Annotated in this window: 18 protein-coding genes and 3 rRNA genes; 9 read left to right on the top strand and 12 right to left on the bottom strand. The window is 68.8% G+C overall.

The annotated features are described in order from the left end of the window. The first annotated feature begins 4 nt into the window (after nucleotides 1-4). From OG904_RS18415 to OG904_RS18395, 5 genes are read left to right on the top strand one after another with little or no spacing between them, the layout of a single operon-like run. Nucleotides 5-649, top strand: a complete 645-nt coding sequence (locus tag OG904_RS18415) for a DUF4129 domain-containing protein (protein WP_405492283.1) — start codon at nucleotides 5-7, stop codon at nucleotides 647-649. Then, nucleotides 646-2031, top strand: coding sequence for a DUF4350 domain-containing protein (locus tag OG904_RS18410; RefSeq protein WP_405492281.1), 1386 nt, complete (start codon nucleotides 646-648; stop codon nucleotides 2029-2031). The genes OG904_RS18415 and OG904_RS18410 overlap by 4 nt, the downstream gene beginning before the upstream one ends. Further along, a complete protein-coding gene (locus OG904_RS18405) occupies nucleotides 2028-2990 on the top strand; it encodes an AAA family ATPase (RefSeq protein ID WP_405492279.1) in 963 nt (320 codons plus the stop codon). Before OG904_RS18410 ends, OG904_RS18405 begins: the two co-directional genes overlap by 4 nt. Next, nucleotides 2990-4300: a DUF58 domain-containing protein gene (locus tag OG904_RS18400; RefSeq protein WP_405492277.1), complete on the top strand. Its 1311-nt coding sequence runs from the start codon at nucleotides 2990-2992 to the stop codon at nucleotides 4298-4300. The genes OG904_RS18405 and OG904_RS18400 overlap by 1 nt, the downstream gene beginning before the upstream one ends. 58 nt (nucleotides 4301-4358) lie before the next feature. Next, nucleotides 4359-4955 carry a Uma2 family endonuclease gene (locus OG904_RS18395; RefSeq protein WP_405492275.1) on the top strand — a complete coding sequence of 199 codons (597 nt, stop codon included), beginning with the start codon at nucleotides 4359-4361 and terminating at the stop codon, nucleotides 4953-4955. A 105-nt stretch (nucleotides 4956-5060) separates the two neighbouring features. Here OG904_RS18395 and rrf read toward each other — a convergent pair. From rrf to OG904_RS18375, 4 genes are all read right to left on the bottom strand, one after another. Further along, a 5S ribosomal RNA gene (gene rrf / locus OG904_RS18390) occupies nucleotides 5061-5178 on the bottom strand. Between the two features lie 73 nt (nucleotides 5179-5251). Then, a 23S ribosomal RNA gene (locus OG904_RS18385) occupies nucleotides 5252-8374 on the bottom strand. 285 nt (nucleotides 8375-8659) lie between these two features. Continuing rightward, nucleotides 8660-10184 (bottom strand): 16S ribosomal RNA (locus OG904_RS18380). The 16S, 23S and 5S rRNA genes sit together here, the layout of an rRNA operon. A gap of 609 nt (nucleotides 10185-10793) precedes the next feature. After that, entirely contained in the window at nucleotides 10794-11801 is a 1008-nt protein-coding gene (locus OG904_RS18375) for a stage II sporulation protein M (RefSeq protein ID WP_405492273.1), read from the bottom strand. A 162-nt stretch (nucleotides 11802-11963) separates the two neighbouring features. Between OG904_RS18375 and OG904_RS18370 the strand changes: the two genes are divergently transcribed. Further along, a complete protein-coding gene (locus tag OG904_RS18370; RefSeq protein ID WP_405492271.1) occupies nucleotides 11964-12938 on the top strand; it encodes an RDD family protein in 975 nt (324 codons plus the stop codon). Here the strand turns inward: OG904_RS18370 and OG904_RS18365 are convergent. Together OG904_RS18365 and ahcY are read right to left on the bottom strand one after the other, a co-directional pair. Continuing rightward, the gene (locus OG904_RS18365; protein WP_405492269.1) at nucleotides 12935-13570 is read right to left on the bottom strand and encodes a hypothetical protein; all 636 of its coding nucleotides are present in this window, start codon (nucleotides 13568-13570) and stop codon (nucleotides 12935-12937) included. The genes OG904_RS18370 and OG904_RS18365 overlap by 4 nt on opposite strands. Before the next feature lie 112 nt (nucleotides 13571-13682). Continuing rightward, nucleotides 13683-15134 carry an adenosylhomocysteinase gene (gene ahcY / locus OG904_RS18360; protein ID WP_405492267.1) on the bottom strand — a complete coding sequence of 484 codons (1452 nt, stop codon included), beginning with the start codon at nucleotides 15132-15134 and terminating at the stop codon, nucleotides 13683-13685. 352 nt (nucleotides 15135-15486) lie between these two features. On the opposite strand from ahcY, the gene OG904_RS18355 reads away from it, so the two are divergent. Continuing rightward, entirely contained in the window at nucleotides 15487-17553 is a 2067-nt protein-coding gene (locus OG904_RS18355) for a fructose-specific PTS transporter subunit EIIC (protein ID WP_405492265.1), read from the top strand. A 118-nt stretch (nucleotides 17554-17671) separates the two neighbouring features. After that, nucleotides 17672-18397, top strand: a complete 726-nt coding sequence (gene lepB / locus OG904_RS18350) for a signal peptidase I (RefSeq protein WP_405492263.1) — start codon at nucleotides 17672-17674, stop codon at nucleotides 18395-18397. Between the two features lie 69 nt (nucleotides 18398-18466). Here the strand turns inward: lepB and OG904_RS18345 are convergent, their stop codons facing one another. From OG904_RS18345 to OG904_RS18320, 6 genes are all read right to left on the bottom strand, one after another. Beyond that, the gene (locus OG904_RS18345; protein ID WP_405492261.1) at nucleotides 18467-19432 is read right to left on the bottom strand and encodes a cation diffusion facilitator family transporter; all 966 of its coding nucleotides are present in this window, start codon (nucleotides 19430-19432) and stop codon (nucleotides 18467-18469) included. A gap of 93 nt (nucleotides 19433-19525) precedes the next feature. Continuing rightward, entirely contained in the window at nucleotides 19526-20698 is a 1173-nt protein-coding gene (gene manA, locus OG904_RS18340) for a mannose-6-phosphate isomerase, class I (RefSeq protein WP_405492259.1), read from the bottom strand. Between the two features lie 42 nt (nucleotides 20699-20740). Beyond that, nucleotides 20741-21874, bottom strand: a complete 1134-nt coding sequence (locus OG904_RS18335) for an SIS domain-containing protein (RefSeq protein WP_405492257.1) — start codon at nucleotides 21872-21874, stop codon at nucleotides 20741-20743. An 83-nt stretch (nucleotides 21875-21957) separates the two neighbouring features. Next, nucleotides 21958-22146, bottom strand: a complete 189-nt coding sequence (locus OG904_RS18330; RefSeq protein ID WP_274552984.1) for a Trm112 family protein — start codon at nucleotides 22144-22146, stop codon at nucleotides 21958-21960. A gap of 150 nt (nucleotides 22147-22296) precedes the next feature. Next, nucleotides 22297-23667: a phosphomannomutase/phosphoglucomutase gene (locus tag OG904_RS18325; RefSeq protein ID WP_405492255.1), complete on the bottom strand. Its 1371-nt coding sequence runs from the start codon at nucleotides 23665-23667 to the stop codon at nucleotides 22297-22299. Nucleotides 23668-23745: 78 nt separating this feature from the next. Then, nucleotides 23746-24123, bottom strand: a complete 378-nt coding sequence (locus OG904_RS18320; protein ID WP_405492253.1) for a DUF3499 domain-containing protein — start codon at nucleotides 24121-24123, stop codon at nucleotides 23746-23748. A gap of 226 nt (nucleotides 24124-24349) precedes the next feature. On the opposite strand from OG904_RS18320, the gene OG904_RS18315 reads away from it, so the two are divergent. Next, entirely contained in the window at nucleotides 24350-24733 is a 384-nt protein-coding gene (locus tag OG904_RS18315; protein ID WP_328303791.1) for a metallopeptidase family protein, read from the top strand. Nucleotides 24734-24851: the final 118 nt, after the last annotated feature.

Raw genomic sequence — 24851 nt, 5'->3', positions numbered from 1 at the left:
GGGCATGGGGGGCCTGCTCTCGGAAACACCACCGGTCACGACAGGACGTGAGGCCGCTCGCGAGGCGGCACGGCACGAGCTGTCCAGGCCGGAGTACCACCGGAACGACCCGGGCCTGTTCCGGCGTGCCATGGACCGCTTCTGGGACTGGATCGGGAGCCTCTTCGAGCACGCCTCCGGCGCGACTCCCGGCGGCACGGCCGGTCTGGTCGCCGTGGCCGTCCTCGTCCTCCTCGTCGTCGCCGCGCTGTGGTGGCGCCTGGGCACCCCGCGCCGGGCCGCGACCGCGGCGGGCCACCTCTTCGACGACCGCGTGCGCAGTGCGGCCGACCACCGCGCGGCCGCCGAGGCACTGGCCGCGGACAGCCGCTGGAACGAAGCCGTCCAGGAGCGCATGCGCGCCGTCGTCCGCTCCCTGGAGGAGCGCACCCTCCTCGACCCCCGCCCCGGCCGCACCGCGGACGAGGCGGCCGCCGAGGCCGCCGTCTCCCTCCCGTCCCACGCCGCGGACCTCCGCGCGGCGGCCCGCACCTTCGACGACGTCACCTACGGCGCCCGCCCGGCCGACGCGACGATGTACGCCACCCTGCGCACCCTGGACCAGGCCCTGTCCCGCACGAAGCCCCTCCTGACGGGCCCCACCCCATGACCACCCCCACCCCGGACCCCCGAGTCCCCACACCCCAACCCACCACCCCCGGACCCACCCCGGACACGCCCGGCCCCGGCACGACGGCCGGAGGGGCCCCGCAGACGGGCACGGCCTCCGAGTTCGGCGCCACCCCGGGGGGAACACCAGCCGGCCCCCGTACGACCGCCGGAGGCACCGGCACCGGCGTCCGTGCCCGCGACCTCTGGGCGCGCTCCCGGGGGTTCCTCGTCGCGCTCGCGGTGCTCCTCGCCGCCGGGCTGGCGCTCGCCGCGCTGAACTCCGGCGCCCGGCACGGCTACCTCGACCCCCGCTCCGCCGACCCCTTCGGCAGTCAGGCCGTCGCCGAACTCCTCAAGGCCCGCGGGGTCGCCACCCGCGTCGTCACCACCGCCGAGGAAGCCGCCGACGCCGCCGGTCCCGACACGACCCTGCTGGTCACCGACCCCGACCGGCTCGACGAAACCCGGCTGCGCTCGATCCGCTCCGCCATCGACCTGTCCGGCGGCCGCACCGTCCTGCTCGCCCCGAGCGTCCTGAGCCTGCCCGCCCTGGCCCCCGGCACCCGCACCCACGGCAGCACCACCCCGGACACCCCCCTGGACCCGGGCCCCACCTGCACCCTGCCCGCCGCGAAGACCGCCGGCCGCGCGGCCACCGGCGGCGGCTACCGCTACACCACCAACACCCCCGGAGCCGGCGGCTGTTACCCCTCCGCCGGTCACCCCACCCTCCTCGTCCTGCCCACCGGCACCCCCGGCGGCGACACCGTCCTCCTCGGCTCCGAGACCGTCCTGCTCAACAAGAGCCTCGCCAAGGAAGGCAACGCCTCCCTCGCGCTTCAGCTCCTCGGCTCCCGCCCCCACCTCGTCTGGTACCTGCCGTCCCCCGCCGACAGCAACCCCGACGAGGCCACCGACAGCCGGCAGCAGGACTTCCTCGAGCTGATCCCCGCCGGCTGGAGCTGGGCCCTGCTCCAGCTCTTCCTCGCCGCCGCCGTCGCCGCCCTCTGGCGCGCCCGCCGCCTCGGCCCGCTCGTCACCGAACGCCTGCCCGTCCTCATCCGCGCCTCCGAAGCCACCGAGGGCCGCGCCCGCCTGTACGTCAGGGCCGGCGCCCGCGACCGCGCCGCCACCGTGCTGCGCACCGCCGCCCGCGAACGCCTGGCCGCACTGGTCGGCGTACCGCCCTCGCAGGCCCACGACCCGGCCGCCCTGGTCCCCGCGGTCTCCGCCCGCCGGAGCGCCGACCCGGGCACCGCCCCCGGCCCGGGACATGACCCGGCCACCCTGCTCTTCGGCACCACCCCCGCCACCGACGCGGCGCTCGTCGCGCTCGCCGACCAACTCGACGCCCTCGAAAGAGAGGTCCGCACCTCATGACGGCCACCACGGACAGCGCCCGCTCCGCCCTGGAAGCGCTCCGCACCGAGATCGGAAAGGCCGTGGTCGGCCAGGACTCCGCCGTCACCGGTCTCGTCGTAGCCCTCCTGTGCCGCGGCCACGTCCTCCTCGAAGGCGTCCCCGGCGTCGCGAAGACCCTCCTCGTGCGGGCCCTCGCCGCCTCCCTCGAACTCGACACCAAGCGCGTCCAGTTCACCCCGGACCTGATGCCGAGCGACGTCACCGGCTCCCTCGTCTACGACGCCCGCACCGCCGAATTCTCGTTCCAGAACGGCCCGGTCTTCACCAACCTCCTCCTCGCCGACGAGATCAACCGCACGCCTCCCAAGACCCAGTCCTCCCTCCTCGAAGCGATGGAGGAGCGCCAGGTCACCGTCGACGGCACCCCCCGCAAGCTGCCGGAGCCGTTCCTCGTCGCCGCCACCATGAACCCGGTCGAGTACGAGGGCACGTACCCCCTGCCCGAGGCCCAGCTCGACCGCTTCCTCCTGAAGCTCACCGTCCCCCTCCCCTCCCGCGAGGACGAGATCGGCGTACTCACCCGCCACGCGGCCGGCTTCAACCCGCGCGACCTGCACTCCGCCGGGATCCGCCCGGTCGCCGGCCCCGCCGAACTCGAAGCCGCCCGCAAGGCCGTCGAGGCCACCGCCGTCTCCCCGGAGATCACCGCGTACGTCGTCGACATCTGCCGCGCCACCCGCGAGTCCCCCTCCCTCACCCTGGGCGTCTCCCCCCGCGGCGCCACCGCCCTGCTGGCCACCGCCCGCGCCTGGGCCTGGCTCACCGGCCGCGACTACGTCACCCCCGACGACGTGAAGGCCCTCGCCCTGCCGACCCTGCGCCACCGCGTCCAGCTGCGGCCCGAGGCCGAGATGGAGGGCGTCACGGCCGACGCGGTCATCACCGCGATCCTCACCCACGTCCCCGTCCCGCGCTGATGGGGTTCACCGGACGCGCCGCCCTCCTCGCGGCCCTCGGCTCCGTCCCCGTCGGCATCCTCGAACCGAGCTGGACCGGGATGCTCGCGGTCAACGGCCCCATCGCCCTGGCCTGCGCGGTCGACTACGCCCTCGCGGCGCCGGTCCGCACGCTCCAACTGGCCCGCTCCGGCGACACCTCGGTGCGGCTGGGCGAATCCGCCGACGTGCACCTGACCGTCACCAACACCTCCACCCGCACCCTGCGCGCCCGGATCCGCGACGCCTGGCCCCCCAGCAGCTGGGTCCCCGGCACCGAATTCGACGCCTCCCGGCACGCGTTGACCGTTCCGGCCGGCGAACGCCGCCGCCTCGCCACCCGCCTGCGGCCCACCCGCCGCGGCGACCGCCGGGCGGCCCGCGTCACGATCCGCTCGTACGGCCCGCTCGGACTGCTGGCCCGGCAGGGCCACCACACCGTCCCGTGGACGGTCCGCGTGCTCCCGCCCTTCGCCAGCCGCAAGCACCTCCCCTCCCGCCTGGCCCGACTGCGCGAACTCGACGGCCGCACCAGCCTCCTGACGCGCGGTGAGGGAACGGAGTTCGACAGCCTGCGCGACTACGTGCCCGGCGACGACACCCGTTCCATCGACTGGCGGGCCACCGCCCGTCAGAACAAGGTCGCCGTCCGCACCTGGCGCCCGGAACGCGACCGCCACATCCTCATCTGCCTGGACACGGGCCGTACTTCGGCGGGCCGCGTCGGCGACGCCCCGCGCCTGGACGCCGCGATGGACGCCGCCCTGCTCCTGACGGCCCTGGCCACCCGCGCCGGTGACCGCGTGGACCTCCTGGCCCACGACCGCCGCCCCCGCGCCCAGGTCCAGGCCCGCACGGCCGCCGACACCCTCCCGGCCTTCGTCAACGCGATGGCCACCCTGGAGCCGGAGCTCGTCGAAACCGACTCCCGCACCCTGGTCTCCACCATCCTGCGCAGCGCCCCGCGCCGCTCCCTGGTGGTACTCCTGACCAGTCTCGACGCGGCCCCGATCGAGGAGGGCCTGCTCCCGCTCCTCCCCCGCCTCACCCAGCGGCACACGGTCCTGCTGGCCTCGGTCGCGGACCCCCACATCGCGGAGATGACGAAGTCCCGCGGCACCCTCGAAGCCGTCTACGAAGCCGCCGCCGGCACCCAGTCCCAGTCCGCCCGCCGCCGCACCGCCGACCAGCTCACCCGCCACGGCGTCCACGTGGTCGACGCCACCCCCGAAACCCTGGCCCCGGCCCTGGCCGACGCCTACCTGTCCCTCAAGGCCGCCGGCCGGCTGTAGTACGGCCCATCCGTCCCAACCTGGATACGCTGGGTGGCGCACCCACCAGGAGGACACCATGGCCGACCTCACTCCCGAGCAGATGCGTCGCATGCACGACTTCGCGGAGCAGCTCTCGGAGCTGGCCGAACACCAGGAAGACCAGTGGAAGGTGCAGACCACCGACGGTCAGATCTCCCTCACGATGATGAGTCCCACGGCTCCGCACGGGCTGAACGTGGTGCGGCTGCGCCGACAGATCGAGGCCCAGACACCCGAGGTCATGGCCCTCAACGACACGAACATGGGCGATCCGGTGACCGGCCTGACCAAGGTCCCCGACCTCATGGTCATCGCCGAGGAAGACACCGACGACACAGCGAAGGTCGTGAACTCCCGCGATGTCCTGATGGTGGTCGAGGTCGTCTCACGCACGAACTCCCTCACCGACATCCGCGACAAACTTCACGACTATCCGAAGATGGGGGTCCCGCTCTACGTCGTGGTGGACCCCCGCAAGGACAAGAGGACCGCCACAGTGCACAGTGACCCCTCGGAAGGTCCCGACGGCATCCGCTACCGCAAGACAGTTCCCTACTCCTTCGGGGACACCGTCCCCGCCGGCCGCTGGACGCTCGAGACGAGCAGCCTCAAAAGCTACCCCGCCGACTGGTAGGCCCCGACTGAATCCACACATACTGGTCCCAGAACAGGTCTGTAAACGCAGAAAAGCCCCGCACCGAACCCATAAGGGCTGGTGCGGGGCTTCCCCACAATAATTGTTCGGCGGCGTCCTACTCTCCCACAGGGTCCCCCCTGCAGTACCATCGGCGCTGAAAGGCTTAGCTTCCGGGTTCGGAATGTAAACCGGGCGTTTCCCTAACGCTATGACCACCGAAACACTATGAAGTTAACCAACCGGATATGACACAGTTCGTTACTTCAGAACTAACACAGTGGACGCGAGCAACTGAGGACAAGCCCTCGGCCTATTAGTACCAGTCAGCTCCACCCGTTACCGGGCTTCCACATCTGGCCTATCAACCCAGTCGTCTACTGGGAGCCTTACCCTCTCAAGGAGGTGGGAATACTCATCTTGAAGCAGGCTTCCCGCTTAGATGCTTTCAGCGGTTATCCCTCCCGAACGTAGCCAACCAGCCATGCCCTTGGCAGGACAACTGGCACACCAGAGGTTCGTCCGTCCCGGTCCTCTCGTACTAGGGACAGCCCTTCTCAATATTCCTACGCGCACAGCGGATAGGGACCGAACTGTCTCACGACGTTCTAAACCCAGCTCGCGTACCGCTTTAATGGGCGAACAGCCCAACCCTTGGGACCGACTCCAGCCCCAGGATGCGACGAGCCGACATCGAGGTGCCAAACCATCCCGTCGATATGGACTCTTGGGGAAGATCAGCCTGTTATCCCCGGGGTACCTTTTATCCGTTGAGCGACGGCGCTTCCACAAGCCACCGCCGGATCACTAGTCCCGACTTTCGTCCCTGCTCGACCCGTCGGTCTCACAGTCAAGCTCCCTTGTGCACTTACACTCAACACCTGATTGCCAACCAGGCTGAGGGAACCTTTGGGCGCCTCCGTTACTTTTTGGGAGGCAACCGCCCCAGTTAAACTACCCATCAGACACTGTCCCTGATCCGGATCACGGACCGAGGTTAGACATCCAGCACGACCAGAGTGGTATTTCAACGACGACTCCACCCCAACTGGCGTTGGGGTTTCAAAGTCTCCCACCTATCCTACACAAGCCGAACCGAACACCAATATCAAACTATAGTAAAGGTCCCGGGGTCTTTCCGTCCTGCTGCGCGAAACGAGCATCTTTACTCGTAGTGCAATTTCACCGGGCCTATGGTTGAGACAGTCGAGAAGTCGTTACGCCATTCGTGCAGGTCGGAACTTACCCGACAAGGAATTTCGCTACCTTAGGATGGTTATAGTTACCACCGCCGTTTACTGGCGCTTAAGTTCTCAGCTTCGCCACACCGAAATGTGACTAACCGGTCCCCTTAACGTTCCAGCACCGGGCAGGCGTCAGTCCGTATACATCGCCTTACGGCTTCGCACGGACCTGTGTTTTTAGTAAACAGTCGCTTCTCGCTGGTCTCTGCGGCCACCCCCAGCTCACGGAGTAAATCCGATCACCAGTGATGGCCCCCTTCTCCCGAAGTTACGGGGGCATTTTGCCGAGTTCCTTAACCATAGTTCACCCGAACGCCTCGGTATTCTCTACCTGACCACCTGAGTCGGTTTAGGGTACGGGCCGCCATGAAACTCGCTAGAGGCTTTTCTCGACAGCATAGGATCATCCACTTCACCACAATCGGCTCGGCATCAGGTCTCAGCCTTATATGAGGGACGGATTTGCCTACCCCTCGGCCTACACCCTTACCCCGGGACTACCACCGCCCGGGCTGGACTACCTTCCTGCGTCACCCCATCGCTTACCTACTACAAGTCTGGTCCGCCGGCTCCACCACTTTCCATTCCCCGAAGGGTCCGGAACGGCTTCACGGGCTTAGCATCGCCTGATTCGATATTGGGCGTTTCAAAGCGGGTACCGGAATATCAACCGGTTGTCCATCGACTACGCCTGTCGGCCTCGCCTTAGGTCCCGACTTACCCTGGGCAGATCAGCTTGACCCAGGAACCCTTAGTCAATCGGCGCACACGTTTCTCACGTGTGTATCGCTACTCATGCCTGCATTCTCACTCGTGAACCGTCCACAACTAGCTTCCGCTGCTGCTTCACCCGGCACACGACGCTCCCCTACCCATCACAGCGGGCGTTGGCCCTATAGCTGCAATGACACGACTTCGGCGGTACGCTTGAGCCCCGCTACATTGTCGGCGCGGAATCACTTGACCAGTGAGCTATTACGCACTCTTTCAAGGGTGGCTGCTTCTAAGCCAACCTCCTGGTTGTCTCTGCGACTCCACATCCTTTCCCACTTAGCGTACGCTTAGGGGCCTTAGTCGATGCTCTGGGCTGTTTCCCTCTCGACCATGGAGCTTATCCCCCACAGTCTCACTGCCACGCTCTCACTTACCGGCATTCGGAGTTTGGCTAAGGTCAGTAACCCGGTAGGGCCCATCGCCTATCCAGTGCTCTACCTCCGGCAAGAAACACGTGACGCTGCACCTAAATGCATTTCGGGGAGAACCAGCTATCACGGAGTTTGATTGGCCTTTCACCCCTAACCACAGGTCATCCCCCAGGTTTTCAACCCTGGTGGGTTCGGTCCTCCACGAAGTCTTACCTCCGCTTCAACCTGCCCATGGCTAGATCACTCCGCTTCGGGTCTAGAGCGTGCAACTCAATCGCCCTATTCGGACTCGCTTTCGCTACGGCTTCCCCACACGGGTTAACCTCGCTACACACCGCTAACTCGCAGGCTCATTCTTCAAAAGGCACGCAGTCACGACGCATTGAGTAAACTCAATGCGCGACGCTCCCACGGCTTGTAGGCACACGGTTTCAGGTACTATTTCACTCCGCTCCCGCGGTACTTTTCACCATTCCCTCACGGTACTATCCGCTATCGGTCACCAGGGAATATTTAGGCTTAGCGGGTGGTCCCGCCAGATTCACACGGGATTTCTCGGGCCCCGTGCTACTTGGGAGATTCTTAAGCAAGCCGCTGATGTTTCGTCTACGGGGGTCTTACCCTCTACGCCGGACCTTTCGCATGTCCTTCGACTACATCAACGGTTTCTGACTCGCCGACCGGCCGGCAGACCGATCAAAAGAATTCCCACAACCCCGCATGCGCAACCCCTGCCGGGTATCACACGCATACGGTTTGGCCTCATCCGGTTTCGCTCGCCACTACTCCCGGAATCACGGTTGTTTTCTCTTCCTGCGGGTACTGAGATGTTTCACTTCCCCGCGTTCCCTCCACACTGCCTATGTGTTCAGCAGTGGGTGACAGCCCATGACGACTGCCGGGTTTCCCCATTCGGACACCCCCGGATCAAAGCTCAGTTGGCAGCTCCCCGGGGCCTATCGCGGCCTCTCACGTCCTTCATCGGTTCCTGGTGCCAAGGCATCCACCGTGCGCCCTTAAAAACTTGGCCTACAGATGCTCGCGTCCACTGTGTAGTTCTCAAGCAACGACCAGCCACCCATCACCCCCATCCGAAGATGAAGTTCACTGGGGCCGGCATCACAGAAGGCATGACCTTACGGCCGTACCCTCAGATACCCAACAACGTGCCAAGCACGATCCCCCATCAGTGAGTCACTTTCCACGCCGAAGCAGTACTCGTGATCCATCAAGGAAACCGTGCCAACTAATCAACGTTCCACCCATGAGCTGACCGTGCAGAACATTCGTCTGCAATCGGTACTGTGCTCCTTAGAAAGGAGGTGATCCAGCCGCACCTTCCGGTACGGCTACCTTGTTACGACTTCGTCCCAATCGCCAGTCCCACCTTCGACAGCTCCCTCCCTTACGGGTTGGGCCACCGGCTTCGGGTGTTACCGACTTTCGTGACGTGACGGGCGGTGTGTACAAGGCCCGGGAACGTATTCACCGCAGCAATGCTGATCTGCGATTACTAGCAACTCCGACTTCATGGGGTCGAGTTGCAGACCCCAATCCGAACTGAGACCGGCTTTTTGAGATTCGCTCCACCTCACGGTATCGCAGCTCATTGTACCGGCCATTGTAGCACGTGTGCAGCCCAAGACATAAGGGGCATGATGACTTGACGTCGTCCCCACCTTCCTCCGAGTTGACCCCGGCGGTCTCCTGTGAGTCCCCATCACCCCGAAGGGCATGCTGGCAACACAGGACAAGGGTTGCGCTCGTTGCGGGACTTAACCCAACATCTCACGACACGAGCTGACGACAGCCATGCACCACCTGTATACCGACCACAAGGGGGGCACTATCTCTAATGCTTTCCGGTATATGTCAAGCCTTGGTAAGGTTCTTCGCGTTGCGTCGAATTAAGCCACATGCTCCGCTGCTTGTGCGGGCCCCCGTCAATTCCTTTGAGTTTTAGCCTTGCGGCCGTACTCCCCAGGCGGGGAACTTAATGCGTTAGCTGCGGCACCGACGACGTGGAATGTCGCCAACACCTAGTTCCCAACGTTTACGGCGTGGACTACCAGGGTATCTAATCCTGTTCGCTCCCCACGCTTTCGCTCCTCAGCGTCAGTAATGGCCCAGAGATCCGCCTTCGCCACCGGTGTTCCTCCTGATATCTGCGCATTTCACCGCTACACCAGGAATTCCGATCTCCCCTACCACACTCTAGCTAGCCCGTATCGAATGCAGACCCGAGGTTAAGCCTCGGGCTTTCACATCCGACGTGACAAGCCGCCTACGAGCTCTTTACGCCCAATAATTCCGGACAACGCTTGCGCCCTACGTATTACCGCGGCTGCTGGCACGTAGTTAGCCGGCGCTTCTTCTGCAGGTACCGTCACTTTCGCTTCTTCCCTGCTGAAAGAGGTTTACAACCCGAAGGCCGTCATCCCTCACGCGGCGTCGCTGCATCAGGCTTTCGCCCATTGTGCAATATTCCCCACTGCTGCCTCCCGTAGGAGTCTGGGCCGTGTCTCAGTCCCAGTGTGGCCGGTCGCCCTCTCAGGCCGGCTACCCGTCGTCGCCTTGGTGGGCCATTACCCCACCAACAAGCTGATAGGCCGCGGGCTCATCCTTCACCGCCGGAGCTTTTAACCCCCGCCCATGCAGGCAGGAGTGTTATCCGGTATTAGACCCCGTTTCCAGGGCTTGTCCCAGAGTGAAGGGCAGATTGCCCACGTGTTACTCACCCGTTCGCCACTAATCCACCCCGAAGGGCTTCATCGTTCGACTTGCATGTGTTAAGCACGCCGCCAGCGTTCGTCCTGAGCCAGGATCAAACTCTCCATGAATGTTTACCCGGCTGTGCTTAATTAAAAGCTGCCCGGTGCACACGCACTTAGAGCGGGACAGTCATGTCGGAATAAGACCGACCGTCCACTGCGTCCTCGCTGTGTAATTGCCTGCAAGCATCACAGCCGAAGCCGCGACCTCACAGGTCTTTTTCAAAGGAACCTCATCCACCGAAATGGACGGGGTATCAACTTTTGGCGTTGATTTTTGGCACGCTGTTGAGTTCTCAAGGAACGGACGCTTCCTTTGTACTCACCCTCGCGGGTTTTCCTCCGGGCGCTTCCTTCGTTCTTACGTTTCCGACTCTATCAGAGTCAGTCTCGCTTGTTTTCCGCCTTCCAGGTCATTCGCTTTCGCGTTTTCCCTTTCCGGCGAGTCCGACTCTATCAGAAGTTTTCCACCGGATTTCCCGGCTTCAGTTTCCTGAATGAAGAGTCGAGTGTGCCCACTTGGAATTCAATTCCTGGGGGCGAGAAAGACTTTAAACCATCGCTGCCGAACTTGTCCAGTTCGAGGCAACCGTTCGAATCTACCTCCCCGCAGCTTCCGTGTCAACGGTGTTTGCGGGACGACGAGGAGACTAGCAGCTCAGCAGGCCTGTACGCACATCAGGCTGCCGTGGGGAGCGTCGCCGTCTGGTCGGCGAGCTCCACGTCGCCCACGTCGCCGGCTCGGGCCGCTCGGCCGCCCAGGGCGTAGACGTAGAGGAGGAAGGCCGCCTCGGCTGCGACGCCGATGGTGATGCGGGCCCAGGTGGGGAGGCCGGAGGGAGTGACGAAGCCTTCGATCAGGCCCGAGACGAAGAGCACCACCGCCAGGCCCATCGCCATGCCGAGGGCGGCGCGGCCCTGTTCGGCCAGTGCGGTGCGGCGGGTGCGGTGGCCGGGGTCGATGACCGTCCAGCCCAGGCGCAGGCCGGTACCGGCGGCGACGAAGACGGCCGTCAGTTCGAGCAGGCCGTGCGGGAGGATCAGGCCGAGGAAGACGTCGAGGCGGTCGGCCGAGGACATGAGGCCGATGCCGACTCCGAGGTTCAGCATGTTCTGCCACAGGATGTACAGCACCGGCAGGCCCAGGAAGCCGCCCAGGACCAGGCAGATCGCGGCGGCCTGGGCGTTGTTCGTCCAGACCTGGGCCGCGAAGGAGGCCGCGGGGTGGCTGGAGTAGTACGTCTCGTACTCGCCGCCCGGCTTCGTCATCGCCTTCAGGTCCTCCGGTGCGCCGATGGCGCCCTGGATCTCCGGGTGGGTGGCTATCCACCAGCCGACGAGCACGCCGGCCGCGGTGGAGATGAGCGCCGTGGGTATCCACCAGCGCCGGCTGAGGTAGACGGCCGCGGGGAAGGTGGACGTGAAGAAGCGGGCCGCGTCGCGCCAGCCGCCCTTGCGGGTGCCCGTCACCGTGGCGCGGGCGCGGGCGACGAGCTGGGTCAGGCGGCCCGTGAGCATCGGGTCCGGGGTGCTGGACTGGATCAGGGAGAGGTGGGTGGAGGTGCGCTGGTACAGCGCGACGAGCTCGTCGGCCTCGGCCCCCGTCAGGCGGCGGCCGCGGCCCAGGAGCTGTTCCAGGCGGGCCCATTCCGCCTGGTGGGCTGCAACGAAGACGTCGAGATCCATGTGGTTGGCGCTCCCCTGCCCCTGGTCCCTCTGATGGCCGGCCCCTGGTCGGACCCCGGTCCGTCCCCGGCCGGCCCCTGATTGTCCTACTGCTTCCTTCGTCAGCTTGGCAGACTGGGTGCCAAAGGGGCGGGGCAGGTCACGTGAAGGGTGTGTGCGTCGGTGAGCGATCTGGTGACGGGGGACGCGGTCGTCCTGGGGCTGCGGCCGGCGAGGCTGCCGAGCCGGGCGCTGGCGATCCTGCTCGACCTGGTCGTGTACGTCGCCGGCTATCTGGCCGTCTCCATGGGGCTGGTCCTCGCCACCGCCTCGATGGACGGGGCGGCGCAGGCTGCCGTGTCGGTGACCTCGTTCGTCCTCGTCCTGGTCGGCGTGCCGATCGCGGTGGAGACGCTGAGCCACGGACGGTCGCTGGGCAAGCTCGCGTGCGGACTGCGCGTGGTGCGTGACGACGGCGGGCCGATCCGGTTCCGGCACGCGCTGGTGCGCGGGGCGTTCGGGGTCTTCGAGCTGCTGATGACCTTCGGGTCCGTGGCGTGCATCGCCTCGCTGTTCTCGGAGCGGGGGCGGCGCCTCGGGGACGTGTTCGCGGGGACCCTGGTCATCCGGGAACGGGTGCCGGGGGCGCGGGTGATGCCGGTTCCACCGCCACCGCCGTGGCTGGCCGGGCGGTTCGGGGGGCTGGACCTGTCGGCGGTGCCGGACGGGCTGTGGCTGGCGATCCGGCAGTACCTGACGCGGATGAACCAGCTGGATCCGCAGGTGGGCGCCGCCATGGCGGTGCGGCTCGCGGACGATCTGGTGGCGCGTACAGGGACCCCGCCGCCGGTCGGGGTGCCGGCCGCCGCGTTCCTGATGGCGGTGGTGCACGAGCGGCAGTCGCGGGATGCGGCGCGGGCCTTCCGGCGGCCGGCTCCGGGGGCCTTCCCCGTCCCGTACGGGCTGCCCGTGCCGTACGGGCAGCCCGTGCCGTACGGGCAGCAGCCCGTGCCCGTGGTGATGCCGACCGTGGGACCCGTCGCGGCAAGCGTGGTTCCGGTCGCGCCGGTGGCGCCCGCGCAGGTGGCACCCGTACCCGTACCCGTATCCGAACCGGGGCCGCCGCCGCGGGCGACCGGGTTCGCTCCGCCCGCCTAGACGGCCGGAGTCGTCTCGGGGAAGGCGGACGGCGGGGTTTCCAGGTGTTCCAGTTCGATGCCGGGGGCCGAGAGGACCACGTCGCCGGCGATGTGGACCGTGTGGACCTCGCCGGTGTCCAGGGCGCTGACCCGGTACTCGTCGACGAGGAGCGGGCCGCTGTCGGTGGGGTGCTCGGCGCGGCGCAGGAGGGACCAGGCCTGGTCGACCGTACGGGCCGCCAGGACGGGGTCGGTCAGGGCGACGAGGCGGACGCGGGTGGCGGGGGCTCCGGGGGTGAGGCGGAGCAGGCGGGCCGTGGCGACGAGGAAGGCCGGGGAGCTGCCGGTGAAGCCGGCGGCGCCGCGGACGTTGCCCTCGGTGGCCTCGGCTCCGGTGGGGTCGGTGCGGACCCAGGTGACGCCGTCGATGGCGGCGCCGCGGACCTGCCAGCTGGAGGCGTTGGCCTCGAGGCGGATGGGGCGGCCCAGTTCGTCGACGGCCAGGTCGACGGAGCCGCGGTGCCCGCCGTCGGGGGCGGTGAGCTGGGAGACGTAGCGCCAGCCGGAGGGGCCCGGGGCGCAGTGGAAGTGCTCCTCGCCGAGCGGGGTGTGGTCGTGCGGGTCGTGGAGCGAGTAGCGGCCGCGGGGCATGGGGGCGTCTTCCTGGGTTTCGGGCGGGTACGGGGCAGGCCCCCGGCACGGATGCCGGGGGCCTGACGCGTGGTTGTTCCTGGTGCTCGTGGGTGCTGCGGATCCGTGGGGATCAGTAGCGGTAGTGGTCCGGCTTGTACGGGCCCTCGACCTTGACGCCGATGTAGGCGGCCTGCTCGGGGCGCAGGGTGGTGAGCTTGACGCCGAGGGCGGCGAGGTGGAGGCGGGCCACCTTCTCGTCGAGGTGCTTGGGCAGCACGTAGACACCGGTGGGGTATTCGGCCGGCTTGGTGAAGAGCTCGATCTGGGCCAGGGTCTGGTCCGCGAAGGAGTTCGACATCACGAAGGACGGGTGACCGGTCGCGTTGCCCAGGTTCAGCAGGCGGCCCTCGGACAGGACGATGAGGACCTTGCCGTCGGGGAACTTCCAGGTGTGGACCTGCGGCTTGACCTCGTCCTTGACGATGCCCTCGATCTTCGCGAGACCGGCCATGTCGATCTCGTTGTCGAAGTGACCGATGTTCCCCACGATCGCCTGGTGCTTCATCCTGGCCATGTCCCCGGCCATGATGATGTCCTTGTTGCCCGTGGTCGTGATGAAGATGTCCGCGGTCTCCACCACATCGTCCAGCGTCGCGACCTGGTAGCCGTCCATGGCCGCCTGAAGGGCGCAGATCGGGTCGATCTCCGTGATGATCACACGCGCGCCCTGGCCGCGCAGGGACTCGGCGCAGCCCTTGCCGACGTCGCCGTAGCCGAAGACGACGGCCGTCTTGCCACCGATCAGGACGTCGGTGGCACGGTTGATGCCGTCGATCAGGGAGTGGCGGCAGCCGTACTTGTTGTCGAACTTCGACTTCGTGACGGCGTCGTTCACGTTGATCGCCGGGAAGAGCAGGGTGCCCTCGGCCATCATCTCGTAGAGGCGGTGGACGCCGGTCGTGGTCTCCTCGGTGACACCGCGGATCTCGGACGCCAGCTGCGTCCACTTCTGCGGGGCCTCGCCCAGGGTGCGGTTGAGGAGGGTCAGGATGTGGCCGTACTCCTCGGAGTCCGCCGTGGACGGGTCCGGGGCGGCGCCGACCTTCTCGAACTCGACGCCCTTGTGGACGAGGAGGGTGGCGTCACCACCGTCGTCCAGGATCATGTTCGGGCCGCCGGTGGGGGTGTTGGGCCAGGTCAGCGCCTGCTCCGTGCACCACCAGTACTCCTCCAGCGTCTCGCCCTTCCAGGCGAAGACCGGGACGCCCTGCGGGTTGTCCACGGTGCCGTTCGGGCCCACCGCGATGGCGGCGGCCGCGTGGTCCTGGGTGGAGAAGATGTTGCAGGACGCCCAGCGGACATCGGCACCCAGAGCCACGAGGGTCTCGATGAGGACGGCCGTCTGCACCGTCATGTGCAGGGAACCGGTGATACGGGCGCCGGCCAGCGGCTGGGTGGCCGCGTACTCCCGGCGGATCGACATCAGGCCCGGCATCTCGTGCTCGGCGAGGGTGATCTCCTTGCGGCCGAACACGGCCAGGGAGAGGTCCGCGACCTTGAAGTCGGTGAATGCGGCAGTCATGTGGTGCTGCTCCTCGTGCGTAGAGAGGTGGGTACGGCTGAGCCGCGCACCGTCCGTGGGACGGCGTGCTTGGCGCTCAGTCCGTCGGGGGTCCTCTCTCCCCTCGGCCGGTCCGTGGACCGCCCGACCGCCATCAGCAGCGACGCCTGACACTGATGACGAATCTACACCGATCGGCGGAGCGGGGCCCAGGTGACCGAGGGGCAAGTCGTGGCCGGGGTTCGGGGCCTCTGGCGCTGAATCCGGGGCCTTTCGGACTTTTGATGCACCCCCTACATGCGGAAGGATGCCGGTGGGTCGGGTTGTACGCGCGATCCCGCAGGACCAAGGCATGTGGCGTGAGGAGATTCCAGTGACCAGTCCGGTAGGCCCTCCCGGCAGTGGGGACGCGAGCGGGCGCAAGCCCGTGAAGTTGGTCGCCGTCACCGCGTGTCCCACGGGCATCGCGCACACCTACATGGCCGCGGAGAAGCTCCAGCAGGCCGCCGACCGCCTCGGCATCTCGATGAAGGTGGAGACGCAGGGCTCCATCGGGGCCGAGAACGTGCTCTCTGACAACGATGTCAGAGAGGCGGACGGCGTCATCATCGCGGCCGACAAGGAGGTCGACCGGGAGCGGTTCGCCGGAAAGCGCGTGCTGTCCACGGGCGTCGCGGACGGCATCCACAAGCCGGAGGAGCTCTTCGAGCGCGTGCGCACCGCGCCGGTGCAGGCCGGGACCGCCGCGGCCCCGGGCAGCGGCGGCGGTGGCGGTCGCCAGCGCCGCCAGGCGTACAAGGCGCTGATGAACGGCGTCTCCCACATGATCCCGTTCGTGGTGGTCGGCGGTCTGCTGCTCGCCATATCCCTGTCGCTCGGCGGGCACGCGGACGCCAAGGGCGGCCTGGTCATTCCCGACGGGACCTTCTGGTTCTACGTCAACAAGCTCGGCGTGACCGGCTTCAGCCTGATGCTGCCGATCTTCTCCGGCTACATCGCCTACGCACTGGGTGACCGGCCGGCGCTCGTACCCGGCATGATCGGCGGCTTCCTCGCCGCCGACGCCGTCCACATCTACGGGGCCGATGCGAACGCCGGCTTCCTGGGCGCCATCGTGACGGGCTTCCTCGCGGGCTATCTGGTCATGTGGATCAAGAAGGTCAAGGTCCCCAAGGTCATCCAGCCGATCATGCCGATCATCGTGATCCCGATCCTGTCGACACTGGCCCTGGGGTTGTTCTACATCTACGTGATCGGCCGTCCGATCTCCTGGGTCTTCACGCACCTGACCAGCTGGCTGAACGGGATGACCGGCTCCAGCGCGATCGTGCTGGGCACCCTGATCGGCCTGATGATCGCCTTCGACATGGGCGGTCCGGTCAACAAGACCGCGTTCCTCGTCGCCGTCGGCCTCATCGGCACCAACAACCACGTCATGGGCATGGCCGCGGCCGCCATCCCCGTCATGCCGCTCGGCCAGGGTCTGGCCACACTCCTGCGCCGCAAGCTCTACAGCGACGAGGAGAAGGAAACCGGCCTCGCGGCCCTGTTCATGGGCTTCTTCGGCATCTCGGAAGGCGCGATCCCCTTCGCCGCCGCCAGGCCCGCCCAGGTCATCCCGGCGAACATGCTCGGTGGCGCGGTGGCCGGTGCGATCGCCGGTGTGGCCGGGGTCCAGGACTCCGTACCGCACGGTGGTCCGATCGTCTCGCTGTTCGGTGCGATCAGCGGTGTCGCGATGTTCTTCGTGGCCATCGCGGCCGGCGCCGTGGTGACGGCGCTGACGACCAACGCGCTGATCGAGATCAAGCAGCGCCGGGACGGTACGGCGGGCACGCCGGCGGCGCTCTCGCCGGAGCCGGTCCTGGTCGGGGCCGGTGTCGGGGCCGGTGTCGGCGCCGGTTCGGGTGCCGGTGCGGGCGCCGGGACGGCCGTACGGACGCAGGCCGCGGCCGCGGCCCCCGTCTCGGCGGCCGGTCCGGCGGAGGTGCTGTCCGGGTACCTCACCGAGCGGACCGTGAAGACGGAGCTGGCCTCGGACTCCAAGGAGGCCGCGATCCGCGAGATGGCGGAGATGCTGGCCACCACCGGCAACGTCCGCGACGTGGACGAGCTCGTACGGGTCGCGCTCGCCCGGGAGGCGCAGGGTACGACGGGTCTCGGCGAGTCCATCGCGATCCCGCACGCCAAGACGGACGCGGTGACCCGCCCGACGGTGGGCTTCGCCCGGTCCGACGAGGGCATCGAGTGGGGTGCGCTGGACGGGACGAAGGCCCGGCTGGTCTTCATGATCTCCGTGCCGGAGGCCGCCGCCGGGGACGAGCACCTGCGGATCCTGGCGCTGCTGTCGCGCAAGCTGATGGACACCGGCTTCCGGGAGCGGCTGCAGGCCGCGCCGGACGAGCCCGCGGTCCTGGACGTCCTGCGCGAGATCCGGTAGCCGCGCGGCCCCTCCGCACGAGCCGCCGGGCCCCGTACCCCACCTCGGTGGTACGGGGCCCGGCGGCTGTGCGTACGCTTCGCCGACCGGACAGGACTTTGGGCGAAGGGGAACGGGCATGGGGCGGGATCAGCGCAGGCCGGGGCGGCGCAGGGGGATGTGGGCGGTATCGCTGATGGTCCTCGGCGCGGGGCTGTTCGTCGGGGCGGGCACGGGAGTCCGGTACAGCTTCGCGGACGAGTACTCCCATCAGCTCATCGCGTCGCAGTCGATGGAGCCGGCCTACACCAAGGGCGACGAGGTCTGGTTCGGACGGGTCGCCCCACAAGAGCTGCGCCACGGGGACCCCGTCCTCGTCACGCCGCCGGACTCGTGGCGGACCGGCGGGGACGTGTTCAAGCGGGTGGTCGCGCTGGGCGGGGACCACGTCTTCTGGGCCAAGGGGGACGCCACCCTGACGCTCAACGGGAAGCCCCTCACCGAGCCGTACCTGAAGGACCCGGCCGTCCCGGCGTTCGTTCCCTTCGACGTCACGGTGCCCGAGGGCCGGGTGTTCGTCATGGGCGACCACCGCCTCAACTCCGTCGACTCCTCCCTGATGGCGAGCCAGGACGGGACGGACGGCACCCTGCCGGTGTCGGCCGTGCGCGGAGTGCCCATGGGCGATGTTCCCGTCACCGTGCTGGTCCTCGCGGCGCTCGGCACCCTGGGCGCGACCGTCTTCCTCGCCGGAGGGGGGCTCGGCATCGCCTCGCTGGTGGCGCGGCGGCGGGCCGCGAAGGCCCCGCAGGGCGCCGGCCCCGCCCACGTGACCTGGTCCGACGAGACGGCGGCGAACGACTGACCCGGTGCCTCCGGAAACGGCGAGGCCCCCCGCACCGCCGCGGGGGGCCTCGTCACGTCGCGGAGCGGGTCAGTGGCCGTCGCCGCCCGGGGACTTGGCCGGGTTGGCGCCCTTCGCCGCGGCTTCGGCGTTGAAGATGTCCGGCTCCAGGTAGATCACGCGGGCGATCGGGACCGCCTCGCGGATGCGGGCCTCGGCGGCGTTGATGGCGTTGGCCACCTCGGTCGCCGTGTCGTCGCTCTGGACCGCGATCTTCGCGGCGACCAGCAGCTCCTCGGGGCCCAGGTGCAGCGTGCGCATGTGGATGACGCCGGTCACCACGTCGCCGTCGACCACGGCGGCCTTGATCTTCTCGACGTCCTCGGTGCCGGCGGCCTCGCCGAGCAGGAGGGACTTGGTCTCGGCGGCGAGGACGATGGCGATGACGATCAGCAGGACGCCGATGCAGAGCGTGCCGATGCCGTCCCAGATCCCGTCCCCGGTCGCCAGGGCGATGCCGACGCCCGCGAGGGCCAGGACCAGGCCGACGAGGGCGCCGAGGTCCTCGAGGAGGACCACTGGGAGCTCGGGGGCCTTGGCGCGCTTGATGAACTGGCCCCACGAGAGGTTCCCGCGGATCTCGTTCGACTCCTTGATGGCGGTGCGGAAGGAGAAGGACTCCGCGAGGATCGCGAAGACGAGCACGCCGATCGGCCAGTACCAGTGCTCGATCTCGTGCGGGTCCTGGATCTTCGCGTAGCCCTCGTAGATGGCGAACATGCCGCCGACGGTGAACAGCACGATGGAGACGAGGAAGGCGTAGATGTAGCGCTCGCGCCCGTATCCGAAGGGGTGTTGCGGTGTCGCCTCGCGCTGGGCCTTCTTGCCGCCCAGCAGGAGCAGGCCCTGGTTTCCGGAGTCCGCCAGCGAGTGGACGCTTTCCGCGAGCATCGACGACGAGCCGCTGAAGACGAAGGCCACGAACTTGGCCACGGCGATGGCCAGATTGGCGGCGAGTGCCGCCACGATCGCCTTGGTACCGCCCGACGCGCTCATGGTTGCGATGTGTCCCTTCCTCGGTGCGGCGCCCCTGTGCGGGGCGCCGCGCTACGGCCGCAGATTCTCACAGCCACCGGTAGGGACGGTACGTCAGACCACCACGGTGGCACGGAAGACGGTGCCGGTTCCGGACAGTTCGACCTTTTCGCCGGCCGGTACGAAGACCGATTCGCCGGGGGCCAGGGTCAGTTCGCCGGACTTCGTGGAATCCGCCTTCGGGGATCCGGCCGTGCACAGCAGGATCTGCGGGGTGCCGTCCGGGACGGGGCGGGGGGCGCCGCCGGGTGCCAGGACGAAGCGGGAGAGCCGGAATTCGTCGATGGGGGTCTCGTAGACCTCCTCGCCGTTGCCCTCGGGGCGCAGGACCGCGGGGTCGCCGGGCTCGAAGATGGTGACCTTCAGCAGCTCGGGGACGTCGACGTGCTTGGGCGTGAGCCCGCAGCGCAGGACGTTGTCGGAGTTGGCCATGAGCTCGACGCCGAGGCCCTCGATGTAGGCGTGCGGAATGCCGGCGCCGAGGAACATGGCTTCGCCGGGCTGGAGCCGCACGTGGTTGAGGAGCATCGCGGCGATGACCCCGGGGTCGCCGGGGTAGTCGTGGACGAGTCCGGCGTACGGGGCGTACGGGCCCCCGAGCCGCTGTGCGGCGGTCGCGGCCTCGGTGACCGTACGGGCCATCTCGGTGCGGTCGGCGGTCAGTACGGCGGTGAGCACCTCGCGCAGGGCCGCCTCCTCGGGATGGGCCCGCAGGAGATCGGCGTAGGGCTTCAGGGAGTTGACGCCGAGGCCCTCGAGCAGTTCGGCGGCCTCCAGCGGGCGGCGGAATCCGCACAGGCCGTCGAAGGGGGTGAGCGCGCAGATCAGCTCGGGCTTGTGGTTGGCGTCCTTGTAGTTGCGGTGCGGTGCGTCGATCGGGACGCCGCGGCGCTCCTCGTCCGCGAATCCGGCCTTCGCCTGGGCCAGGTCGGGGTGGACCTGGAGGGAGAGCGGGGCGCCGGCGGCGAGGATCTTGAGGAGGAAGGGGAGCCGGGGGCCGAACTTGGCGACGGCGGCGACTCCGAGCTCGCCTTCGGGGTCGGCCGCGATGACGTCCGAGAGGGCGCTCTCGCCTGCTCCGCGGTCGATGCGGGAGGGGGCTCCGGGGTGGGCACCCATCCACATCTCCGCCTGGGGTTCACCGGTGGGCGCTGCTCCGGTGAGTCCGGGGATCGCGGTGGTCGATCCCCAGGCGTAGGGGCGGATCGTGTTCGTGAGGCGGTCCATCGCTGGTCTTCCTGCAGTAGTGCGGGCACGGGATCGTGTGCCTCAGCTGTGTCCCCCGGAGGCCAGCGCCAGGTAGGCGGTGGCGAAATCCGTGACGGCGAGGAGTTCGGCGAGCTGTTCCAGCTCGGTGCCCTCCTCCGGTTCGAGCTCGCTGATGGCCGTGTCGTGGCTGAGGGCGAGCTCTCGTGCGGCAGGGGCGGCTGTCAGTCCGCCCGCGGGCCGGTCGCGCAGCAGGACGATGCGTGCGCGGAGGGCCTGCGGTTCTTCCACTCGGTCGCGGAAGAAGTCTTCGGGGTCGGCGCCCGCGGCGAAGTCCCCGGCGAGCAGGACTCCGTGGGCCGGCAGGGCCTCGGGGAGGTCGGCGGCGAGCGCGGGGCGTCCGGCGAGTTCTGCGAGGGTGGCGGCGAAGCGCCGGCCGGCGGGTCCGGCGCCGATGCCCTCGCTCCAGATGAGCGGGAGGGAGTCGGCGAGCTCGGAGGCGAGGGTCTTGGCCGGGTTGGAGTAGGTGGCGATGGCGGGGCCGCAGCGTTCGGCGGTGCGGTCGAGCCGGTCGGCGACGAGTTGCAGGGTGTGCGGGGCGGCGGCGATCAGGCCGACCCGGTCGAGGAGCACCAGCAGCGGGGTCAGCAGCGCCCACAGGGCGCCGGGGCCGGCCGCGGCGGACTCGTCGTACTCCTGGTACGGGGCTTTGGCCATCGGTACGAGGAGTCCGTGCGCGCCGTCCACCGCCTCGCTCAGGGGCGAGCGTTCGGGGGCGACGGCGACGACGGTGGAGCCGCGCCGGTAGGCCTGCTCGGCGAGGACGGCGAGGCCGGGCTCGGTTCCGTCGGTGGTGGCGATGAGCAGCAGGTCGACGGGGCCGGCCCAGCCGGGCAGGGTCCAGCGCAGCGCCCCGGCGGCGTGCGCGACGCCGGTCGGGTGCAGCCGGATGACGGGCGCGGAGGCCCCGGCGAGTGCTCCGAGGAGGTCCGCGACCCCGGTCGCGGCGGTGCCGGGTCCGGCGATGAGGACCGCGCGGGGGCGGCCGTCGGGGCGCAGGTCGCCGAGACCGGCCTCGGCGGCGTGCCGGGCTGCGGTGCGGACCCTGGCTCCGGCGTCCGCGGCGCCGCGGAGCAGGCCGCGGCGGTCGGCTCGGGCGAGATCGTCAGGTGCGTCGAGGAGCGGCTCGTCGAGCATGGCGGCCTCCGGCTGTTCGGGTGACGGAACCTATGAGGTGACGGAACCAGTCTCAGCTCTTGCGCGGGGTGGCGGTAGGAGGCTCAGGCGGGACGGCGTGCCTCGTCGACGAGGAGTACCGGGATGCCGTCGCGGACCGGGTAGGCGAGACCGCAGTCCTGGCCTCCGGTGCAGATCAGCTCGGGGGTCTCCGCGTCGGCCGACTTGTCCTCGAGGGGCGAGTGGCAGGCGGGGCAGGCGAGGATCTCCAGGAGGCCGGCTTCGAGCGGCATGGGGCGGTTCCCTTCGGGGATGCGGATCGGGCCTGGTCAGCCTACCGCCGAGTCACCTCCGGTGTGGGGTGGAGGTGGCTCGGCGGTACGGCGGGGGTCGGGTGCGGCACCGTTGCCGGGGCTCCGCACCGGGCACCGGGCATCGGGCCCTTACGCGCGGATGAGGGCCAGGACCTCGTCGCGCACCTTGGCGAGGGTGGCGGCGTCGCGGGCCTCGACGTTCAGGCGCAGCAGCGGCTCGGTGTTGGAGGCGCGCACGTTGAACCACCAGTCGGTGCTGGTCACGGTGAGGCCGTCGAGCTCGTCCAGGGTGATGTCGGGCTGGCCGCCGTACGTCTCCTTGACTGCGGTGAGGCGGGCCGCCTGGTCGGCGACGGTCGAGTTGATCTCGCCCGAGCCCGCGTAGCGGTCGTAGGAGGAGACCAGGTCGGAGAGGGTGCCGTCCTGGCCGCCGAGGGCTGCGAGGACGTGGAGCGCGGCGAGCATGCCGGTGTCCGCGTTCCAGAAGTCCTTGAAGTAGTAGTGCGCCGAGTGCTCGCCGCCGAAGATGGCGCCGGACTTGGCCATCTCCTCCTTGATGAAGGAGTGGCCGACGCGGGTGCGGACCGGGGTGCCGCCGTGTTCGCGGACGACCTCGGGTACGGACCAGGAGGTGATCAGGTTGTGGATCACGGTGCCGGTGCCGCCGTTGCGGGCCAGTTCGCGGGCCGCGACCAGGGCGGTGATGGCGGACGGGGAGACGCCTTCGCCGCGCTCGTCGACGATGAAGCAGCGGTCGGCGTCGCCGTCGAAGGCGATGCCGAGGTCGGCGCCCTCGGACTTCACGCGGGCCTGGAGGTCGACGATGTTCTTCGGGTCGAGGGGGTTGGCCTCGTGGTTGGGGAAGGTCCCGTCCAGTTCGAAGTACATGGGGACCACGTCCAGCGGGAGGCCCGCGAAGACGGTGGGGACGGTGTGTCCGCCCATGCCGTTGCCCGCGTCGACGACGACCTTCAGCGGGCGGATGGCGGTGAGGTCCACCAGGCCCTTGAGGTGCTCGGCGTAGCCGGTGAGGGTGTCCTGCTCGGTGACGGTGCCCGGGACGGTGCCGGCGGGGATCGCGGGGGCGCCGTCGTCGCTCCACTTCTCCGCGAGCTCGCGGATGGTGGACAGGCCGGTGTCCTGGCCGACCGGGGCGGCGCCCGCGCGGCAGAGCTTGATGCCGTTGTACTGGGCCGGGTTGTGCGAGGCAGTGAACATCGCGCCGGGCAGGTCCAGCTTGCCGGAGGCGTAGTACAGCTGGTCGGTGGAGCACAGGCCGATGAGGGTGACGTCGACGCCGCGGGCGGCCGCGCCGCGGGCGAAGGCGGCGGACAGCGCGGGGGAGGAGGGGCGCATGTCGTGGCCGATGACGATCGCCGCCGCACCGGTCACCTCGACGAAGGCGGCACCGAACAGTTCGGCCAGGGGTTCGTCCCACTCGTCCGGCACGACGCCTCGTACGTCATAAGCCTTGACGATGTTCGAAAGATCGGTGGCCACTGCCTGCCCTCCTGAAGGTGATGTGCGGGGAAGCAAACCTACCGTGGATGCAGTACGGCTTTTCGGACGAGCCGAATGTCAGGTTTCTGGCGAACGCAGGACGCGCAGGTGTCCGCGACGGGTCTCGCCGGTGGCCGGACCACCGTTGCCCGCTCCGCCGCCGGCGCCGGCCGCGCGCTCGGGCGGACGGGCCGCCTCGCGCACGGCGTTGGCGAGGGCTTCGAGGTCGTCGCCGGTGGGACGGGAGGGAGAGGAGGCGCCGGTGAGGCGTACGACGTCCCAGCCGCGCGGGGCGGTCAGGCGCTCCGAGTGCTCGGCGCACAGGTCGTAGCAGTGGGGTTCGGCGTAGGTGGCGAGCGGGCCGAGAACTGCGGTCGAATCGGCGTAGACGTACGTCAGTGTCGCGACGGCAGGGCGGCCGCACGCGGTGCGCGAACAGCGACGTACAAGGCTCACGACGTTGGACGGTACCGCACTCTTGACCGGGCCGCGACGACGCTCCCTCCGGCCGGTCCCCCGTGTCGTCCGATCGCCCCCGCCCCGGTGGGGGTGTGCGGGCTACCCTGCGTGGGTGACGGACAGCACTCTGCCTCCCCCTCCCCCTCCCTCTTCGGCGTCCCTTCCTGGCGGCTCCCCCATCGGCGAACCGCGGGTGCGGCGGCGCGACCGGCACGGGCGGGGGATGCGCGGGCCGGTGGCCCCACCGCAGGTGCCGCTGTCGGCGAGCCGGGGGGAGCTCTTCGGCGATCTCGTACGGGACTCCGTGGAGCGGCTGGAGCGGCGCTGGCCGCAGCTGGCGGAGGTGGAGTTCATGGTCGGCGACGTCCCCGGCCCGCCGGGCGGCGCGGACGCGGGCTGGAACGACGAGGCGGTGCCGCTGGGGGCGCTGGTGGAGGCCGGGGGCGGGCGGCCGGCGCGGATCGTGGTGTTCCGGCGGCCGGTGGAGATCCGGGCGAAGTCGCGGGACGAGCGGGCGATGCTCGTGCACGAGATCGTGGTGGAGCAGGTCGCCGAGCTGCTGGGACTGTCGCCGGAGACGGTGGATCCGAGGTACGGGGAGGCTTAGGCCCGGGCTTGGGCCTCGGTCCGGGCCCCGGTCCGGGCCTGCCTGGACCCAAGCCGGGGCCCCGGTCCGGGCCCAAGCCGGGGCCGAGCCCAAGCCGGGGCCGAGCCCAAGCCGGGGC

Source organism: Streptomyces sp. NBC_00096, from assembly GCF_045041305.1.
Classification (GTDB): domain Bacteria; phylum Actinomycetota; class Actinomycetes; order Streptomycetales; family Streptomycetaceae; genus Streptomyces.
This window is presented reverse-complemented; position numbering and strand designations above follow the sequence as displayed.

Excerpts from the sequence above, each read along its gene's own strand:
- OG904_RS18395 (WP_405492275.1), top strand. The coding sequence starts at position 4,359 with ATGGCCGACCTCACTCCCGAGCAGATGCGTCGCATGCACGACTTCGCG.
- ahcY (WP_405492267.1), bottom strand. The coding sequence starts at position 15,134 with ATGACTGCCGCATTCACCGACTTCAAGGTCGCGGACCTCTCCCTGGCC.
- manA (WP_405492259.1), bottom strand. The coding sequence starts at position 20,698 with ATGGACCGCCTCACGAACACGATCCGCCCCTACGCCTGGGGATCGACC.
- OG904_RS18405 (WP_405492279.1), top strand. The coding sequence starts at position 2,028 with ATGACGGCCACCACGGACAGCGCCCGCTCCGCCCTGGAAGCGCTCCGC.
- OG904_RS18345 (WP_405492261.1), bottom strand. The coding sequence starts at position 19,432 with ATGAGCGCGTCGGGCGGTACCAAGGCGATCGTGGCGGCACTCGCCGCC.
- OG904_RS18335 (WP_405492257.1), bottom strand. The coding sequence starts at position 21,874 with ATGCTCGACGAGCCGCTCCTCGACGCACCTGACGATCTCGCCCGAGCC.
- OG904_RS18315 (WP_328303791.1), top strand. The coding sequence starts at position 24,350 with ATGCGCGGGCCGGTGGCCCCACCGCAGGTGCCGCTGTCGGCGAGCCGG.
- OG904_RS18365 (WP_405492269.1), bottom strand. The coding sequence starts at position 13,570 with ATGCCCCGCGGCCGCTACTCGCTCCACGACCCGCACGACCACACCCCG.
- OG904_RS18375 (WP_405492273.1), bottom strand. The coding sequence starts at position 11,801 with ATGGATCTCGACGTCTTCGTTGCAGCCCACCAGGCGGAATGGGCCCGC.
- OG904_RS18400 (WP_405492277.1), top strand. The coding sequence starts at position 2,990 with ATGGGGTTCACCGGACGCGCCGCCCTCCTCGCGGCCCTCGGCTCCGTC.
- lepB (WP_405492263.1), top strand. The coding sequence starts at position 17,672 with ATGGGGCGGGATCAGCGCAGGCCGGGGCGGCGCAGGGGGATGTGGGCG.
- OG904_RS18415 (WP_405492283.1), top strand. The coding sequence starts at position 5 with ATGGGGGGCCTGCTCTCGGAAACACCACCGGTCACGACAGGACGTGAG.
- OG904_RS18410 (WP_405492281.1), top strand. The coding sequence starts at position 646 with ATGACCACCCCCACCCCGGACCCCCGAGTCCCCACACCCCAACCCACC.
- OG904_RS18330 (WP_274552984.1), bottom strand. The coding sequence starts at position 22,146 with ATGCCGCTCGAAGCCGGCCTCCTGGAGATCCTCGCCTGCCCCGCCTGC.